At 38.6% G+C, this 17,078-nt stretch carries 21 protein-coding genes; 9 read left to right on the plus strand and 12 right to left on the minus strand.

Annotation, left to right across the window (positions count from 1 at the left end; translation table 11 throughout):
* Nucleotides 1–47 precede the first annotated feature (47 nt).
* The 11 genes from CXF79_RS00995 to CXF79_RS01045 all read right to left on the minus strand — a co-directional run bounded on the left by CXF79_RS00995 (nucleotide 48) and on the right by CXF79_RS01045 (nucleotide 8,894).
* Nucleotides 48–626: a YqaA family protein gene (locus CXF79_RS00995; protein WP_011041915.1), complete on the minus strand. Its 579-nt coding sequence runs from the start codon at nucleotides 624–626 to the stop codon at nucleotides 48–50.
* Nucleotides 626–1,276 carry a protein-L-isoaspartate(D-aspartate) O-methyltransferase gene (locus tag CXF79_RS01000; protein WP_011041914.1) on the minus strand — a complete coding sequence of 217 codons (651 nt, stop codon included), beginning with the start codon at nucleotides 1,274–1,276 and terminating at the stop codon, nucleotides 626–628. The genes CXF79_RS00995 and CXF79_RS01000 overlap by 1 nt, the downstream gene beginning before the upstream one ends.
* 18 nt (nucleotides 1,277–1,294) lie before the next feature.
* The gene (gene surE / locus CXF79_RS01005; RefSeq protein ID WP_041737346.1) at nucleotides 1,295–2,050 is read right to left on the minus strand and encodes a 5'/3'-nucleotidase SurE; all 756 of its coding nucleotides are present in this window, start codon (nucleotides 2,048–2,050) and stop codon (nucleotides 1,295–1,297) included.
* 30 nt (nucleotides 2,051–2,080) lie between these two features.
* The gene (truD, locus tag CXF79_RS01010) at nucleotides 2,081–3,184 is read right to left on the minus strand and encodes a tRNA pseudouridine(13) synthase TruD (protein ID WP_101153566.1); all 1,104 of its coding nucleotides are present in this window, start codon (nucleotides 3,182–3,184) and stop codon (nucleotides 2,081–2,083) included.
* 56 nt (nucleotides 3,185–3,240) lie between these two features.
* The gene (gene ispF, locus CXF79_RS01015; protein WP_101153567.1) at nucleotides 3,241–3,753 is read right to left on the minus strand and encodes a 2-C-methyl-D-erythritol 2,4-cyclodiphosphate synthase; all 513 of its coding nucleotides are present in this window, start codon (nucleotides 3,751–3,753) and stop codon (nucleotides 3,241–3,243) included.
* 80 nt (nucleotides 3,754–3,833) lie between these two features.
* The gene (gene ispD, locus CXF79_RS01020; protein ID WP_101153568.1) at nucleotides 3,834–4,559 is read right to left on the minus strand and encodes a 2-C-methyl-D-erythritol 4-phosphate cytidylyltransferase; all 726 of its coding nucleotides are present in this window, start codon (nucleotides 4,557–4,559) and stop codon (nucleotides 3,834–3,836) included.
* Between the two features lie 23 nt (nucleotides 4,560–4,582).
* Nucleotides 4,583–4,882 (minus strand): cell division protein FtsB, encoded by a 300-nt coding sequence (ftsB, locus tag CXF79_RS01025; RefSeq protein ID WP_011041909.1) that lies wholly within the window; start codon nucleotides 4,880–4,882, stop codon nucleotides 4,583–4,585.
* Nucleotides 4,883–4,951: 69 nt separating this feature from the next.
* Nucleotides 4,952–5,602: a hypothetical protein gene (locus CXF79_RS01030; RefSeq protein WP_101153569.1), complete on the minus strand. Its 651-nt coding sequence runs from the start codon at nucleotides 5,600–5,602 to the stop codon at nucleotides 4,952–4,954.
* A gap of 42 nt (nucleotides 5,603–5,644) precedes the next feature.
* A complete protein-coding gene (locus CXF79_RS01035; RefSeq protein ID WP_011041906.1) occupies nucleotides 5,645–6,763 on the minus strand; it encodes a beta-ketoacyl-ACP synthase III in 1,119 nt (372 codons plus the stop codon).
* Between the two features lie 191 nt (nucleotides 6,764–6,954).
* Nucleotides 6,955–7,980, minus strand: a complete 1,026-nt coding sequence (locus CXF79_RS01040) for an ABC transporter permease (RefSeq protein ID WP_101153570.1) — start codon at nucleotides 7,978–7,980, stop codon at nucleotides 6,955–6,957.
* Between the two features lie 32 nt (nucleotides 7,981–8,012).
* Nucleotides 8,013–8,894, minus strand: a complete 882-nt coding sequence (locus CXF79_RS01045) for an ABC transporter ATP-binding protein (protein WP_101153571.1) — start codon at nucleotides 8,892–8,894, stop codon at nucleotides 8,013–8,015.
* Between the two features lie 60 nt (nucleotides 8,895–8,954).
* Between CXF79_RS01045 and CXF79_RS23320 the strand changes: the two genes are divergently transcribed.
* The 3 genes from CXF79_RS23320 (at nucleotide 8,955) to CXF79_RS01055 (ending at nucleotide 9,799) form a co-directional block, all read left to right on the plus strand.
* The gene (locus tag CXF79_RS23320) at nucleotides 8,955–9,110 is read left to right on the plus strand and encodes a hypothetical protein (RefSeq protein WP_157825821.1); all 156 of its coding nucleotides are present in this window, start codon (nucleotides 8,955–8,957) and stop codon (nucleotides 9,108–9,110) included.
* Between the two features lie 264 nt (nucleotides 9,111–9,374).
* Nucleotides 9,375–9,581 carry a hypothetical protein gene (locus tag CXF79_RS01050; RefSeq protein WP_049757745.1) on the plus strand — a complete coding sequence of 69 codons (207 nt, stop codon included), beginning with the start codon at nucleotides 9,375–9,377 and terminating at the stop codon, nucleotides 9,579–9,581.
* Complete coding sequence (locus CXF79_RS01055) at nucleotides 9,572–9,799, plus strand: hypothetical protein (protein ID WP_101153573.1); 228 nt, start codon at nucleotides 9,572–9,574, stop codon at nucleotides 9,797–9,799. The genes CXF79_RS01050 and CXF79_RS01055 overlap by 10 nt, the downstream gene beginning before the upstream one ends.
* Before the next feature lie 39 nt (nucleotides 9,800–9,838).
* Here the strand turns inward: CXF79_RS01055 and CXF79_RS01060 are convergent, their stop codons facing one another.
* Complete coding sequence (locus CXF79_RS01060; RefSeq protein WP_232769040.1) at nucleotides 9,839–12,088, minus strand: GNAT family N-acetyltransferase; 2,250 nt, start codon at nucleotides 12,086–12,088, stop codon at nucleotides 9,839–9,841.
* Nucleotides 12,089–12,327: 239 nt separating this feature from the next.
* On the opposite strand from CXF79_RS01060, the gene napE reads away from it, so the two are divergent.
* Genes napE through CXF79_RS01090 form a run of 6 tightly spaced genes read left to right on the plus strand, consistent with a single transcriptional unit; the run spans nucleotide 12,328 to nucleotide 17,043 of the window.
* Complete coding sequence (napE, locus tag CXF79_RS01065) at nucleotides 12,328–12,489, plus strand: periplasmic nitrate reductase, NapE protein (protein ID WP_011041898.1); 162 nt, start codon at nucleotides 12,328–12,330, stop codon at nucleotides 12,487–12,489.
* A 4-nt stretch (nucleotides 12,490–12,493) separates the two neighbouring features.
* A complete protein-coding gene (napF, locus tag CXF79_RS01070) occupies nucleotides 12,494–13,042 on the plus strand; it encodes a ferredoxin-type protein NapF (protein ID WP_101153574.1) in 549 nt (182 codons plus the stop codon).
* A gap of 19 nt (nucleotides 13,043–13,061) precedes the next feature.
* Nucleotides 13,062–13,379: a chaperone NapD gene (locus tag CXF79_RS01075; RefSeq protein ID WP_011041896.1), complete on the plus strand. Its 318-nt coding sequence runs from the start codon at nucleotides 13,062–13,064 to the stop codon at nucleotides 13,377–13,379.
* A 56-nt stretch (nucleotides 13,380–13,435) separates the two neighbouring features.
* Entirely contained in the window at nucleotides 13,436–15,934 is a 2,499-nt protein-coding gene (gene napA, locus CXF79_RS01080; protein WP_101153575.1) for a nitrate reductase catalytic subunit NapA, read from the plus strand.
* A 9-nt stretch (nucleotides 15,935–15,943) separates the two neighbouring features.
* Entirely contained in the window at nucleotides 15,944–16,447 is a 504-nt protein-coding gene (locus CXF79_RS01085; RefSeq protein ID WP_101153576.1) for a nitrate reductase cytochrome c-type subunit, read from the plus strand.
* A gap of 8 nt (nucleotides 16,448–16,455) precedes the next feature.
* A complete protein-coding gene (locus CXF79_RS01090; protein ID WP_011041893.1) occupies nucleotides 16,456–17,043 on the plus strand; it encodes a cytochrome c3 family protein in 588 nt (195 codons plus the stop codon).
* Nucleotides 17,044–17,078 lie beyond the last annotated feature (35 nt).

Here is a 17,078-nt window from a genome sequence, read left to right on the forward strand (position 1 = left end):
TACAACCAATTCAATACTTATGCTCATAAAATGAATATCAATTCACCTTAGCGTAAAACGAAATAACCAACAACGATGGCGCCAACAATTCCCCAGCCTAAAACATCAACCCACTGCTTTATCTTTTGTTCCATGGCACTACCGCCCCACTTAATTAGGCCCGCCACTAGGAAAAAACGTAAACCTCGACCTATAGCAGAAGCAATAAAAAATGGTAAGAAAGCCATATGCAAAAATCCCGCACTGACAGTAAACAATTTGTAAGGTATTGGTGAAAATCCAGCAATAAATACTACCCATACACCCCACTCATTAAACCAACCAATAGCGATATCAAATCGCGCTTGATAACCAAAGTTAGAAATAAGTGGCTGGATCCACGGTTCAAACATTAAGTAACCAAGCCAATAACCAACTGAGCCTCCTAGAATTGAAGCAATGGTGGTTATTCCTGCAAAATACCATGCCTTTTGTGGTTTTGCTAACACCATAGGCGCAAGTAATACATCAGGTGGGATAGGGAAAAATATGGACTCAGCAAAGGTAAGTGCTACTAAGAAACGCGGGGCAAACTGATGTTCTGCCCAGCGTAAAGTCCACTGGTAAAGACTTGAAAAAACTTTCACTACAATAAATCTCCGGGTACTAAAGGTACAAAACGCACAGCTTCAACTTGCTGTTCGTTATAAACATCACCTTCTCGGGTGATAATTTTTAAAATTTGAGTTTGCTCTCCAACGGGGATAACTAAACGCCCACCATCTGCTAACTGATCTAATAAGGCGGGTGGTACACTCGAAGGTGCCGCAGTAACTATGATGGCGTCAAAGGGTCCTTTGCTTCGCCAGCCCTGCCAACCATCACCATGCTTCATTGCTACATTGTGTAAATCCATTGCGCGTAAACAGCGCTTTGCTTGCCACTGTAACGCTTTGATTCGCTCAACCGAAAAGACCTTATCTGTTAGCTGAGCTAAAATAGCGGTTTGATAACCAGAACCAGTACCTATTTCTAATATATTTTGCGGCCGGCCATCTGCTAATAGTAACTCAGACATCTTAGCCACAATGTAAGGCTGTGAAATAGTCTGCCCTTGCCCAATGGGCAAGGCAGTATTGTCATAAGCTTTATGTGCCAAAATTTCAGGCACAAATATATGCCTAGGAGAATGAGCTATAGCCTTTAGAACAGCAGGATTACTAATACCTTCACTCTGTAATTTTTGCGCCAATAACTCTCCACTGCGCTTTGATTTTCCGCCTATGCGACTAGACATCATAAGAATACATCCGATTTAATCTGATAAGTTAAGCGCTGTAAGCCAACTTTTAATATTTTCTATACTACGATGAGCAGTCATATCAACGGTTAGTGGTGTTACCGACGCATATCCATTGGCAATAGCATGGAAATCGGTTCCTTCTCCTCCATCGAGTTCCTGTCCTAGCACGCCATACCAATAAATATCACGCTGCCATGGATCTTGCATTTTTTGCATACGTTCAGCTTGGTGACGGTGACCTAAGCGTGTGACTTTTATCCCTTTTAGCTCAGCTAATGGAATATCAGGGACATTAATATTTAAAATTTGATCTGCTGGTAATGGATGAGTACGTAGACGTTTGATTATTTTTGCAGTGACAATCGCTGCCGTTTGATAATGTTGCTCATTATTTCCCGCCAAGGATACTGCAACTGCAGGCATACCCATATGACGTCCTTCAGTTGCCGCTGCCACAGTGCCTGAATAGAGAGTATCATCACCTAAATTCGCGCCTTTATTTATACCTGCAACCACTAAGTCACAATCAGTAAAAAGCTGGCTACTGCCTAAGTGCACTGAATCTGTTGGTGTACCGTTTACCGAGATAAAACCATTATCCAAATGCTCTGCCCGTAAAGGATTAAGCAATGTTAATGAGTTACTAGCACCACTGCAATTTCGATCTGGGGCGACTACGTTTACCGAAAAATGTTTAACGAGTTCATCAAAAAGCACTTTAATACCTAATGCATGCACGCCATCATCATTGCTCAATAATATTTTCATTTTACTCGTTAAGTTTTGTTCATCCATAATTTATGCCGAATCCTGCTGATTTGAGTTAACAGCTGTTTCTCTTTTATCAATGCGCGTTGTCATATCTTGGTAGTTCAATAACTCACGTAAAACCGTCGTGGCGTAACACCCCGCAGGTAAAAAGAAACTAATTTTCACTGCATTACTCTCTTCTTGTGCTGAGTATTCTTCCGCTGATAACAATTCAATATCGGTATCGCTAACCGTTAAGCGAATGCGACGGCGTTCTTGCTTTAAACCAAAACGTGGTAGCCCTTCACAAAATTCTAAATTCTTTGTCGCTACTTCTTGTTCTAATACCTGTGGTGCATTGCTAGTCATCAGTTCACCAGCGCCCCACATAGGTGCGGTTATATCCACATCTTTATCAGTAAAACGTTGTTGAATAGCGCTATCTACTTCATCCAGATGAAATACTGATTGTGTGCCCGCTAGCATTAACACATCGCCGACAGCTACTTTATCAAAACATTGCTGTTGAATTCGTTCATTAAGCACTGAATTAAAAATATGTGACCGGGCTGCCGATAGATACATACCACGCTTTTTCTTATCTTTTACTTTCTGCCCTGAGAATAATGATAAAGCACGTTCTATATTGCCACCGCCAATACCAAAACGCTGCTCGCCGAAATAATTAGGGACACCCTGTTCAACAATTTTTTGCCAGCGTTCAGTAAACGCTTTGATAGCGGTCACTTCACGTAAAATGAGCTCAAATCGATTACCAGTTAATGCACCTGTGCGTAATTTTTTATTATGTCGCTTATAAGAAAGAACCTCGACACCTTCAATATTCAAGTCATCTAAATTATATTCTTGCTTACCTGGAACGTGTATACCAAACCACTGCTCGGTGACCGCAAAGCGATCTTTCAAACCAGCATAAGAAACAAGCTGTTCTTTTACTTCAAAGTACTTTGCTAGTTCTCGAGCAACAAAGAGGGTATTTGCCCCGGTTTTTCGAATATGAACAAATAAATGTTCCCCTTCACCACAGGGTAAAAAGGGCAATTCTTCAAACACTTGAAAATCACTTATTTGACTACGTAATAAACCACTCGATTCTGGTTTTCCATGTAAGTAGGCTTGTTCAATTAACATGTCATCTATCTTCTTATAATTCTGTATGTGTTAGCGATAAAAGGCGATAAGCCCAACTAAATATTTTGTATTTCTTCGATAAGTGGTAAAGGATGCTCAATTGCAATTAATAAAACCACAGCATGCACTGAAATACCTTCTTTTCGCCCGGTATACCCTAGTTTTTCTGTCGTGGTGGCTTTCACATTCACTTGCTCAATTGTTGTTTTTAAGTCTTCACTTAAACAAGTACGCATCGCTACTAAATGAGGTGCCATCTTGGGGGCTTGAGCTACAATCGTAATATCTGCATTGCCTAGTTGAAAGCCTTTGTCCGTCATTAACGAAACAACATGACGTAGTAGTATTCTGCTAGAGATATTTTCATATTGTCCGTCGGTATCAGGAAAGTGGTTGCCAATATCAGCTAAACACAATGCCCCTAAAATGGCGTCACAAAGCGCATGAATCGCGACGTCGCCATCGGAGTGTGCGATAAATCCCTGTTCAAAAGGTATTTTTACTCCACCGAGCACTAAAGGCCCTTTGCCACCAAATTTATGTACATCAAAACCATGACCTATGCGCATTTTGTTGTCCTTTTATCTAGTTATACTAATCACATTAACTCACTGCACTATTAAGATCAGGGCAGTCAATCTAATTGGTATTATTCGCTTGCTTGCTTATTTAAATAAAATTCAGCTAGTGCTAAATCATTAGGGTGAGTTATCTTTATATTTTCACTACTTGCTGAAACTAATAAGCTAGGTAAGTTAGCCTGTTCAATAGCTGAAGCTTCATCCGTTATTTTTAAACTATTTTCTAGAGCTTGCTCTATGGCAAGTGTTAACTCATCAGTCTTATACATCTGTGGTGTCAAAGCATGCCATAATTGCTCTCGCTCGACGGTGCTCTCGATAATAGTATTATCACCTTTAGCACTGTCTTTAATAAGTACGCCACGTTTCATGGTGTCTCTAACAGGCGTAGCTAATATTCCGCCGTAATCTTTGCGTAAGCATCGAGTAATTAACTTATCGATATCTTGATGGCTAACACAGGGGCGCGCCGCATCATGTACTAATACCCAAGGGTATTTATCGCTATCGACAGCCTTTAAACCATTGAGCACTGAATTAACTCGTTCAGTACCTCCGTTTACACGAATGATGTCTTTATGATGTGCTAGTTCAGATTCCGCAAAGTATTGATCCTCGGTTCCTAAAGCAACAATAACTTGACTGATTAACGGGTGACTTAACAACCTCATCACAGTATGCGATAAAATTGTTTCATTATTGATGCGAAGGTATTGTTTGGGACAATTTGCCTGCATGCGTTTACCTACGCCTGCAGCAGGTACAATAACAATAAATTTTAGAGCTGACGCCATTAAGAAGCTACCTTGCCTTTCATCTAATTATTTACGTTACGAGTGCTATTTTCTTTAGGAATAAGACGAAAGAATGTTTCATTTTCTTTGATCATACCTAACTCATTTCGAGCACGTTCTTCAATCGCTTCAAGTCCTAATTTTAAATCATCGGTGTCAGCAAAAAGTAATTTGTTGCGTTGTTGTAATTTTTCATTGGCACTTTGCTGGCGAACAACATTTTCTTTCAGAACGAGATAATCAGGCACACTATTTTTACCAAACCAAAGTCGGTATTGAAGTAATACTAATAGTATCAGCAAAATTGCTGTGAATACGCGCATGACAACCTAAATAAAGTGTATAGACAAATACGAGATTATTACCGTTATTATACCTATCTACGGGCAGAGTTAAATAGCTAACGGTTTTTTGAAGTTTTTCCAATTAATAGAGCAGGATAGTAACAATTCTCTCAACGTTGGGATAATAGGAAGTTGTTTATTATTGCCTTGCCAGCAGTGCCCCGTACAAGCTGAGGTCATTATTTTTTTATTGGGTTTGAGCAGGCGCTTATTTGTCTCTTGACCTTTATGCATTAATTCATCAATGGTTAACGAAAACCAACCGCCGACATTTGTTCGTATCCTCTGCTTATCAAGATCAATCCGATCAATGCAATCAATAATAATATGATCAGCTAACAACACGGGAACAACAAGGCCGACGTAAATATCTTTTTGCAAGTACCAGTTAATTATGTTCGCACATTCTTGCTCAGTTTCTTGTCCAGATAAAGGTATTTGTTTACCTTGTTTGGCTGACCAACTGGCATTATGAGTATCTAGCAGCAGTGGCGAGTGCCCTTGTGCGATAACTGTTACCATAGCATGGGCTGTACGAGTTATATAATATGACAAACTTTCTAAGCGTGCTTGTACAGATTGCGCACTTGAAAAGTCGCCTTTGGCAATAAGACTAATTTCACGCTGATAAAGGGCATTGCATAGCTCTGCAAAATCTCCCGTATCTGTGTGTAGTTGCCAAAGGCTAGATTGCGACATAATTCCTACTCTATATAAGGCCTACTTTACATGAGCTTTACTTTAGACATATTCCAACAATAAACAGCATGCTGAGTATCCTGCACCAAAAGAACATAATACACTTTTGTCTCCAGTCGCTAGGTCCTGTTTATTTTTGTGCAAAGCAATAATACAACCTGCTGAACTCGTGTTTGCATATTCATCTAATATAATAGGCGCTTCAGCGCTGCTTGGTTCTCTTCCAAGAACTTTTTTACCAATGAAATTATTCATATTGATATTAGCTTGGTGTAAATATAATCGCTTAATATCATCAGCCCCTATATCCATTTTTGCCATTTCACTGGTAATTAAATTAGAGACCATAGGCAAAACTTCTTTAAACACTTTTCGTCCCTGCTGGATAAAGAATTTGTCATCATTATCCGAGTTTTCTGGACTACAGTTATTCATATAACCAATATTACTACGAATATTATTAGAAAAACTGGTCATTGGTTTTTCACTGATGATTTTAAAAACATGCTCCGCATTAGCGGTACTTTCATCTTCGATAATTGATGCCGTTGCTACATCACCAAAAATAAAATGACTATCTCTATCTCGATAATTAATTTGTGGTGATAGTATTTCAGGGTTAATGACCAACACTGTTTTTGCTGTGCCACTACGAATAGCATTTGCTGCATTGATAATGCCAAACGTTGCTGCCGAACAAGCGACCAACATATCAAACCCCCAACCACCACAGCCAAGGGCATTCTGTATTTCAATCGCCATAGCAGGATACGAACGCTGGGTATAAGCACAGGCAACAATAATAAGATCAATATCGGCTGGTGTTTTATTGGCAGCTAACATCGCTTCCTTAGCTGCTGCAACACCTATCTCGGCCTGCATGGAGAGTTGGTCATTATCACGTTCGGTATAACGTGGCGACATAATATCGACATTTAAAATGCTTTCTTTCTCCATGACATAACGGCTTTTTATGCCCGAAGCTTTTTCAATAAAACTACTGTCTGATGGAGATAGCGCGACGATCTTGCCTGCTTCAATCTCCTGACTATGAGTAAGATTAAATTTCTCTACGTATTGGTTAAAACAGTGTACTAATTCATCATTTGAGATGCTCTGGGTTGGCGTGTACAACCCAGTTCCACTAATCACTACAGCCATAATAGGTCTCTTAAAATAAGGGGTAAATGTCATTGTATTTATGTGACAACGACGTACTCAAGGCAAGTATACTGGTATGACCATGCAATTACCACCAACTCAAATAATGTCGTAAAGCTATCAAAACTTTACTCTACTTGCCTGTTTATAATACTAATACTACACCACAAAACCATCGTTTCAATTTTTATTTAACGTTCAGTATTCCAACTAAACAAATAAGCCCCTAATGCCAAAAAGACACTACTCATCAGCAATAATATATTAACATGAAAACTAATATCACTTAGTGTGGCACCTTCAGTAATAACGGCTCTTGCGCCAGCAACTAAGTGAGTAAGCGGCATAAAATCTGCTAATATTTTTAATCCCTCAGGTGCTCCTTCTAAACTAAACCACACGCCTGAAAGCATCATCATAGGCCAAGAGGTTACATTTAAAAGGCCGCCAATAAGCTCTTCACTTTTACTACGACTTGCTACCAGTAGCCCTAGGCTAATTAAACAAAAAGCGCCTAATGCGCCGATAATGAAAAGGTCTACATAGCTTCCCAGCATGAAAAAGTCGAAAAAGATATTACAGCCACTATAAACCACCGTTGACATGAACATAACAATGAATAGCCGTGATAATAATTGCGCAGAAACAAATTCAAAAGCAGACAGTGGCGTTGCTTTTAAACGCTTTAATACTGAGTTTTTTCGATAACGTACGATGACATAACCAACACCAAATAGGCAACTGAACATCATATTCATACCCAGTATTCCAGGTAGCACCCAATCAACATAACGAATGTTCTTGCCACTACTTTGTAGGCGAGTAAATCCTGATTGTTGACCAAGGAATATTTTTTCAACTAAATAACTCTTGGATGATTCTTCATTCACCCAATAACGCTTAGCATCATAGTCAACTAACAAATCGAGACTGTGACGGCTAAGCTTTGCTTTTGCTAACGCAAGATCTTTATAGTTAATAAAATCAATAAAGCGTAATTCAGTAAGCGATGTTTGCGCTGCATTTTCATGTTGTAATTGACCTTGATCTACCAGCAAGCCTATTTTATAGGCTGGGCGACCATCACCTGAAAAAATAAAGGAAAAACCGACCAGTAATAGAATTGGAAAAAATAGATTCCAACCGAGTGATGACTTATCACGGAAAAATTCAATATTTCGTGCTTTAAAAACAGCAAAAAAACGTTTGAAATTCATATTATTTCCTAAAATATAAGGGTCAGGGCTCGTTATGCTTGTAACGAATGACCTGTAAGCTTCAAAAATAAATCATCAAGATTAGCCGACTTAACATGCAAGCCATCAAGGGAAACATTTTTTCTCATTAACAAGGATAAGGTTTGTTCAACGTTTTTACTCGTGATTTCAATACGGTCAGCTAATTTATTCCAGCTATGTTCATTGACCAATTCATTCGAAATTTGTGCCTGAGGTAGGTAGATAAAAACATCTTCAAAATGCTTAGCTAACAATTCATGCGGGGTTCCTGCTTCAATTATTCGCCCCAGATCCATGATGACAATATCATCACATAGCTGCTCTGCTTCATCCATATAGTGGGTTGTCAAAACAACAGTTTTATTCTGTGCTTTAATATTTTTGATCAACTGCCAAAAGTTTCGACGGGCATGAGGGTCTAAGCCCGTAGTAGGTTCATCAAGAAAGATAATTTGAGGGTCATTTATTAACGCTAAAGCGAGTAATAATCGCTGCCTTTGCCCCCCCGATAATAAACGATTGTCCCTATCTAAAAACTCACTTAAATCACACAGTTCAATTAATTGTGCTTGTGGTAAAGTATTTTGATAGAAAGAGGCAAATAAGTTGAGTGTTTCTTTAACGGTTAAAAAATCTTGTAAAGCGGTATGTTGAAACTGAATGCCTATTTGCTGAGATATTTGACTATCAACATGCTGGCCTTGATAAAGCACATGTCCTGAAGAGGCACTTATAATACCTTCCATAATTTCAATAGTCGTCGTTTTTCCAGCACCATTAGGTCCTAGTAAACCAAAACAATGACCCTGTTGAACGTCGAAGCTCACGTTATCAACTGCACAGACATCTTTATATTGCTTACTAAGTGACTGTACGCTTACTGCTGCATTCATATATTAGCTCCCTTTTACTCAACATATATACCCGTTATCAATCAAGATACAGGTTTCAGAGTGCTTGAGCAATTTCAATACAAGGCGCACCTTTGTAGTAATGGTTATTCAGGAGAATATGCTCCTGCATTCTCTAAAACATCATCCATGAAGCGTCCTGACAAAAAAGTGCAACAACGTAGTGGTGTTGCTCAAGCACTTCTTTTATTGGTTTAAAAGTGATTTATGTTGCGTTATTCATTTGAACAATGGAACGACTAGTGTCTGAAGTAAATGCCTTAGCTAAATAGTTTTTAGCTATCACTAAAGTCCTGCACTTTGAATCATAGCCGGTATATATACAGTGAATTGATGAATCGCAATCAGTAATACTAAATAACATTACTATCAATCACTCTACTAAAAACAATAAATGATAATAATTATCATTTGCATCTGGTTGGTTCTTTGTTTATGCTTAATAAAACAAAGGGAGAAAATATGGCCACTATTACCACTAACAAAATTGACAAAGTACAAGTTGAGATTTCTAGCAGCCTACTTTCTCATTTACTCAATTCAGGTTTATTACATTGCGGTGATTGCAAGTGTTTAAATGCCAATGCTAAAACAGTTATTTGGCATAACTTACTTGCAAGTAGCACAAGCAGTGACACTCTCGATGGAGAAGAAATATTATGTGCTTAACTGCTTCAAATGAATTTACTTATATGGAAAGCTGGCTGGTTATGTTACTTACCACCTATAACAACAACCCAAGTAGTGGTTTAGCTAAAACCATTAGCTTTTATCTAACTAAGTTGTTGCACCATGATGACATAAACTTTAGTGGTAACAAGCGCTGTGAATATCTTGCTATGCAACGATATTGGCAATGGCATGCTGTAAATAAAGAAGCCAGTTAACTCATTATTAGGCCTCATTTATTGGCTCAGTTATTTAGCTCAGTTAATTGCAGTATTTAGTCTTAAATGTACATAGTTTTTAATATGATTGTTCAGCATTTTCTTCCCTGTTAAGCCAAATTCTTGGCAAACAGAGTCACTATCATGCTTTTGAATCAATCTTGCAACAAGCACTAAAGACTGCTGTAAAACTTCTGTTGAGTGGCACTTAGTTTCACTCAACAGATCCTGCTTAAGCCATAAATATAAACTATAACAACAACTACTATATAAGCGTTCACCACGTGAAAATGCCTGAACATTAGCAATATCTCGCTCAGACAAAGCGCTTACATCTCCTTTAGAGTTTTGTCTCAATAACAAAAATACAAGCTCCGTCGTAAGTGCTCTATATTCTTCTAACAGTAAATAATCGAAACTTTGATAAAAGTTACGCTTAAAACTCTGCTGCTCTTGCTTGCTTTTTACACCAAGTCCTTTAATTAATAAAGCAGAATGCTCTCCACTAGCCTTGTCCTTGGTGAAACCAATTCTAGCAGTAGAAAATCCAGCGTTAAGCCAGAAAGAAAGCAGCTCAGGATTAACCCCAAAACTAGCGCCAATAAAATCAACACCTTGCTCTTTTGCTAATAATTCTATGTAGTGAATAAATTGAGCACCGATACCTTGCTGCTGAATTTGTGGGTGAACAGCAATGCGCATAATACGTAAATATTTATAATTAAAAGCTTGTTCAAAACCGCAATGGCTGAATAATGATTGCGGTAAAAAATGATTACGTAAACGACGTTCAGAATGTTTTATTGCTCGAATATCTGCATCACTCACGTTATTCCCCTTCCCTTCATTCATCAATAAAGCAACAGCTAGCATTTCTGCATCATTATTTTTGGAAGAGTAAAGGCAAGTTAATTGTACTTGAGGGTTATCTAGTAGTAGCTGTAAATCACTCGGCTTAGTTTGGTAGTGTGCTGTTACCAAAACAGCAAAAACTTGCTTTAATAATGCTTCATCAGCAACCAGCTCTTTTGCAGATATAACTTTGAATACAGGTTCATTTGATTTATTTAGGACTTCGGCCTTCTCGACAGAACTACCTTTGCCATAGGTTGGCGGCAGAGGTGCTAATGTCGTTTTCAACGTAGGTAATTCTGCATTTAACAAACAAGCGTCAAAGACCAATTGTTCAAGCGGATCATTTTCCCGCCAACGGATCGGCTGATTAATATGTAAATTCACCCATTGTGGGCATAACCTATCAAGTACTTTTTGAAACTTTAAAGTAAAACCTCGCCCAGCTCCTTCATAACCATGAACAGTACTAGAAAAAACCATCCGATGATAACTTCTAAGTAATTGTTCAAGTAGATAAACAGCAATTGCCGCAGCTTCATCGACCAAAAGAAGATTAAGTTTTATCGGTGACCTTATTAATTGGTCAACAGCCATAAACGTTAACTTAACCTTGCCAAAGATAATCGTATTACCTTGCTGCTCGACGCTATTTAAGCTTTGCTTTAATTGCCGATAGAAAACTGACAGCGCTTGAGTATCAGGAGCGGTAATAACAATATTAAACTCATCGTGTTCATGTGCTTTCATTAGTTGAGCACAGGCAATAGCCAATGCTGATGACTTCCCCCGGCCACGATCAGCCGTTAACACTAGCGGCCTTTTTCTTTGACCTGAAAGTACTTTTTTGATGGCGATAACCGCACTGTACTGCTCTTGGGTAATACAGCCATGTGGGTAAGTCGAAGTTGCCGACAGCTTTACCGGATTATCTACATCAAAATGAAGAGGTAAAAGCGAAGCTTGCGATTCCGTTATGATGGTATGACTAGGCATCTTTGATAATAGTGAATAAAAGCGTTTAAAAAACAGGCTTTGTTCAAGTTTCTCATCTCTCGATGGTATAACTAGAAATAATATTCCGCCAGCTTTTAGCGTGCCCGACAAGCCGGCAAATGCATCAATGGTAAACTCACTATCGACAAAAATAATAAAATCACTTTCACTTCCTAACTTATCCCGGTAGCGTTTTTTCTGTACATTTGCAGGAAATATAGCGCTATCACCATAAACAAGACATTGAACTGGCGAAGAAAAAGTTTGAAAATTTTGTTTAGTCTCTGTGCTTAAAGCAGCGTGAATCACATCAATAGAGTGTAATAAAGACATTGCCCAAGACTCACAACCCGATAAAACAACCATGCGTCGCTCATTTTTTGCTGCTGCTGTCCTGACATAATCGTTAAACCAGGATAGGAAATCTTGTACTTGCACCATATTTTTTTAAAACCCTGAAGTAGAAGTAAGTGAATAAAATCCAAGTTATCGAGTATGTTAAAGCAAAAAAAAAAAATTTCGCCTAGCTTTTTTGCGCGATTAAACTCTATACTGCTTAAGGCCATAAATTAACTATGGTTAATTTGCTAAACCTGATCTAGATCAAACTATTTGACCTAGCAAGGGATTAAAGTTAACCCAAATTTAGCTTACCTTAATCATAAACTTTCGAGAGCATTATGAACCAAGCAACATCTCCTGAACAACAAAAAAAGCATGAGCGAAATACCTTTATTTTTCTTGCTGTTTTTTTAGCACCTATCTTATCGGTAATTATCGTTGCCGGTTTTGGTTTTGCGGTCTGGATCAGTCAAATATTCTTTGGTCCACCAAGCGCTTAATATCTTGTCTACTAACAACACTGAAACAGTCGAACGTTTAGCCGATCCTTCAAGAAGGCGCTTTTTTCGCGGACGTGTAAAAACTAAACACGAATTACGCTTACCTTGGGTAATTAATGAAGCGGTATTTACCTCTGGCTGCACTCAATGCCAAGATTGCATTAGCAGTTGCGAGAGCAATATTATTGTTAAAGATGAAGATGGCTTTCCAAAAATCGATTTCAGTTTAGGTGAATGTACCTTTTGTAATAAGTGTATAGAGAGCTGTGAACAACCGCTTTTTTCGGGTGTATTTACTGAAGAAAATACTTTAAACAATAAAAAAGCTTGGCCGGTAACGTTGGAAATTAGTGATAAGTGTTTAGCTAAAAATAATATTTATTGTCAAAGTTGCCGTGATGAATGTGAAACTAGCGTAATAAAATTTAATTACCTTAATTCAAGCATTCCACAACCCAGTTTAAATGATCTTGATTGTACTCAATGTGGCGCATGCATTAAAAGTTGCCCACAAGATGCAATAGCGTTTAACTTTGACCAAACAACAGTTTAAAAAATAATTTAAGAAATATATGACACAAAAAGACCATAGAACACCTGAATACCACGTAGCTAGTCTAGTTGCTTCGCCAATATTTGCACAACTCGATGAAGTGAAAGCGGTTATTACTGCTGTTGAAGGTGCAGAAATTCACGCAGTCAGCGATGAAGGTAAAATAGTTTTCACTGTTGAAGGTACTGGCTTTAAAGATCTTGACAAAAAAATAGATATTATAAGAGTCCATAAAGGCATACTTAATGTATCACCTGTTTATCACCAAGTTTTAGACGAGAGTGGTGATGACAATGCTGAAGAACAATACAGTGAAGTAGCCATCAAAAAAGAATAAAGAATAAAATTAACCCTGTTTAAAACCGAATCAAAAAGCAAAAGGAAGGTGACACGATGACAATTAATCGCCGCGAATTTATAAAAGCAAATGCGATTGCAGCAGCCGCTGCTGTTGCTGGGGTATCTGTACCTGCAGTAGCCTCTAACTTAATTACCAGCTCCGATATTACTAAACTTAAGTGGGATAAAGCTGCTTGTCGTTTTTGTGGTACAGGCTGTAGTGTTAATGTAGGCGTTATGGATGGCAAAGTTGTTGCTACCCATGGCGATATAAAATCACCTGTGAACAAAGGTCTTAGTTGTGTGAAAGGTTATTTCCTTTCAAAAATCATGTACGGCAAAGACAGACTTACCACCCCTTTATTACGTATGACCAACGGTAAATACGATAAAGAAGGTGAATTCACTCCTATTTCTTGGGATCAAGCTTTCAATGTAATGGCTGAAAAAGCTAATGATGCATTGAAGAAAGATGGTCCAGAAGCACTTGGTATGTTCGGCTCTGGTCAATGGACTGTTCAAGAAGGTTATGCTGCAGTTAAATTGATGAAAGCAGGCTTTCGTACTAACAATATTGATCCTAATGCTCGTCACTGTATGGCGTCTGCTGTTGGTGGCTTTATGCGTACCTTTGGTATCGATGAGCCTATGGGCTGTTACGATGATTTAGAAGCTGCTGATGCCTTTGTATTATGGGGCTCAAACATGGCAGAAATGCATCCTATTTTATGGACGCGTTTAACTGATCGTCGTTTAAGTGCACCCCATGTAAAAGTTGCTGTATTATCTACTTTTGAGCACAGAAGTTTCGATTTAGCCGATAACGGCATGATCTTCACGCCACAAACTGATTTAGCTATTTTAAACTACATTGCTAACTATATTATTCAAACTGGTCGCGTAAACAAAGACTTTGTAAGTAAACATACAAACTTTAGATTAGGCGAAACAGATATAGGTTACGGTTTACGTCCTGAGCATCCGCTAGAACAAAAAGCTAAAAACAACGGTAAAACTAAAGGCAGCTCTACGCCAATTGATTTTGATGAATACGCAAAATTTGTTAGCACATATACGGCTGAATCCGTATCAAAACTTTCTGGTGTTCCTGAGCATAAGCTAAAAGAATTAGCTGAGATGTATGCGGATCCAAAAATCAAAGTAACATCATTTTGGACTATGGGCTTTAACCAACATACTCGTGGTGTTTGGGCCAATAACCTAGTTTATAACATTCACTTGTTAACAGGTAAAATCTCAACTCCTGGTAACAGCCCGTTTTCATTAACAGGTCAACCTTCCGCGTGTGGTACTGCTCGTGAAGTAGGTACTTTCTCACATCGTTTACCTGCCGATATGGTTGTTAAAAACCCTAAGCATCGTGCTATTGCTGAGAAAATTTGGGACTTGCCTGAAGGCACTATTCCAGCAAAACCTGGTTACCATGCCGTTTTACAAAACCGTATGCTTAAAGACGGTAAGTTAAACTTCTACTGGGTGCAGTGTAATAACAACATGCAAGCTGCCGCTAACATCAATGAAGAAGCTTACCCTGGTTACCGTAACCCGAAAAACTTTATTGTAGTATCAGACCCGTATCCAACAGTTACCGCACAGGCAGCTGATTTAATTTTACCAACAGCAATGTGGGTAGAAAAAGAAGGTATGTATGGTAATGCCGAGCGTCGTACACAATCTTGGTACCAAATGGTTGAAGCTCCAGAAGGTGCTAAATCAGATATGTGGCAATTAGTAGAATTCTCTAAACGCTTTAAAGTAGAAGATGTTTGGCCAGAAGAGCTGATTGCTAAAAAGCCTGAAGTTCGTGGTAAAACGTTATTTGATGTGCTTTATAAAGACGCCTCTGTTGGTAAGTTCCCACTGTCGGAAATACCTGAAGATCGTTTAAATGACGAGTCTCGTGATTTCGGTTTCTATATCCAAAAAGGCTTATTTGAAGAATATGCCAGCTTTGGTCGTGGTCATGCCCATGATTTAGCACCATATGACAGATACCATAAAGAGCGTGGTTTACGCTGGCCTGTTGTTAATGGTAAAGAAACTAAATGGCGCTTTAAAGAAGGTTCTGATCCGTATTGTAAACCTGGTAGTGACTGGGACTTCTACGGAAAACCTGATGGCAGAGCTGTTATCTTCGCTCTACCTTATGAGCCTGCAGCCGAGTCTCCAGATGAAGAATACGACTTATGGTTATCTACCGGTCGTGTACTAGAACATTGGCATTCAGGTTCAATGACACAACGTGTACCTGAGTTATATAAAGCGATGCCTGATGCATTAGTTTACATGCACCCTGATGATGCAAAAAAACGTAACATGCGCCGCGGTGATTTAGTGAAGCTTATTTCTCGACGTGGTGAAGTACAAACACGTGTTGAAACAAGAGGCCGTAATAAGCCACCTGTTGGTTTAGTGTATATGCCTTGGTTTGATGCCAGTCGTTTAGTTAACAAAGTCACTTTAGATGCCACCGATCCGTTATCGAAAGAAACAGATTATAAAAAGTGTGCTATTAAAATTGTTAAAGTTTAGGAGTCTACAATGAAAAATTTAAACCTAGCAGCAATTGCCAGTTTATTGGTACTAGCAGTATCGCCAATTATGTACACTCTAAACGCTAATGCAGCAGATAAAGAAACAGTTAACTCTGTTGCAACACTAAGGGATGCAACGCCTATTGATGTGCAAAAAGAGCCTAACATCATTCCTAAAGTGATAAACAAGGATATCAAACAGGGTCGTAACTACCCTATGCAGCCACCTATTATTCCACATACTACGCGTAGTTATGAGGTGAATAAAAACAATAACAAGTGTATGTCTTGTCATTCTCGTCATCGTACGGAAAAATCACAGGCACCTATGGTGAGTGTTACACATTACATGGACAGAGATGGTAACTTCTTAGCAGAAGTATCCCCTCGTCGTTATTTTTGTAATCAGTGTCATGTCACTCAACTTGATGCTGAACCACTAGTGGAAAATACTTTTGTTGATATGCATACTTTGATGAAACAAAAAACCACTAGCGCTAAAGAGCATTAGGAGGCGCCATGAAAAACATATTAATGATTGGTTGGAGAACACTAACTAAACCAAGTGGCTACTACAGCTTAGGCGTTTTGGTTATAGGCGGATTCATCGCTGGTATTATATTTTGGGGTGGTTTCAACACCGCTTTAGAAGTAACCAATACGGAAAAGTTTTGTATTTCGTGTCATGAAATGGAAAATAATGTTTATGAAGAGTTAAAAACGACTATACATTTTTCCAACCGTTCAGGCGTTCGAGCTACTTGTCCTGATTGTCATGTTCCACATAATTGGACTGACAAGATTGCGCGTAAAATGAAAGCATCTAAAGAGGTTTGGGGTGCTATTTTTGGCACCATTAATACTCGAGAAAAGTTTTTAGTGCATCGCAAACGTTTAGCGCAAAATGAATGGGAACGTTTAAAAGCCAATGACTCTTTAGAGTGCCGTAACTGTCATAACTTCGACTATATGGACTTTACCGAGCAAAGTGAGCGTGCATCTTACCAACACTCTACCGCTTTAGCTTCAGGTGAAAAAACCTGTATTGATTGTCACAAAGGTATTGCTCATCAGCTGCCTGACATGAAAGGCGTTGAAGGCTGGTAATCGCTTCAAATATCGTACATGAATAATGTAAACTA

This window comes from Colwellia sp. Bg11-28, assembly GCF_002836245.1.
Lineage (GTDB): Bacteria > Pseudomonadota > Gammaproteobacteria > Enterobacterales > Alteromonadaceae > Colwellia > Colwellia psychrerythraea_A.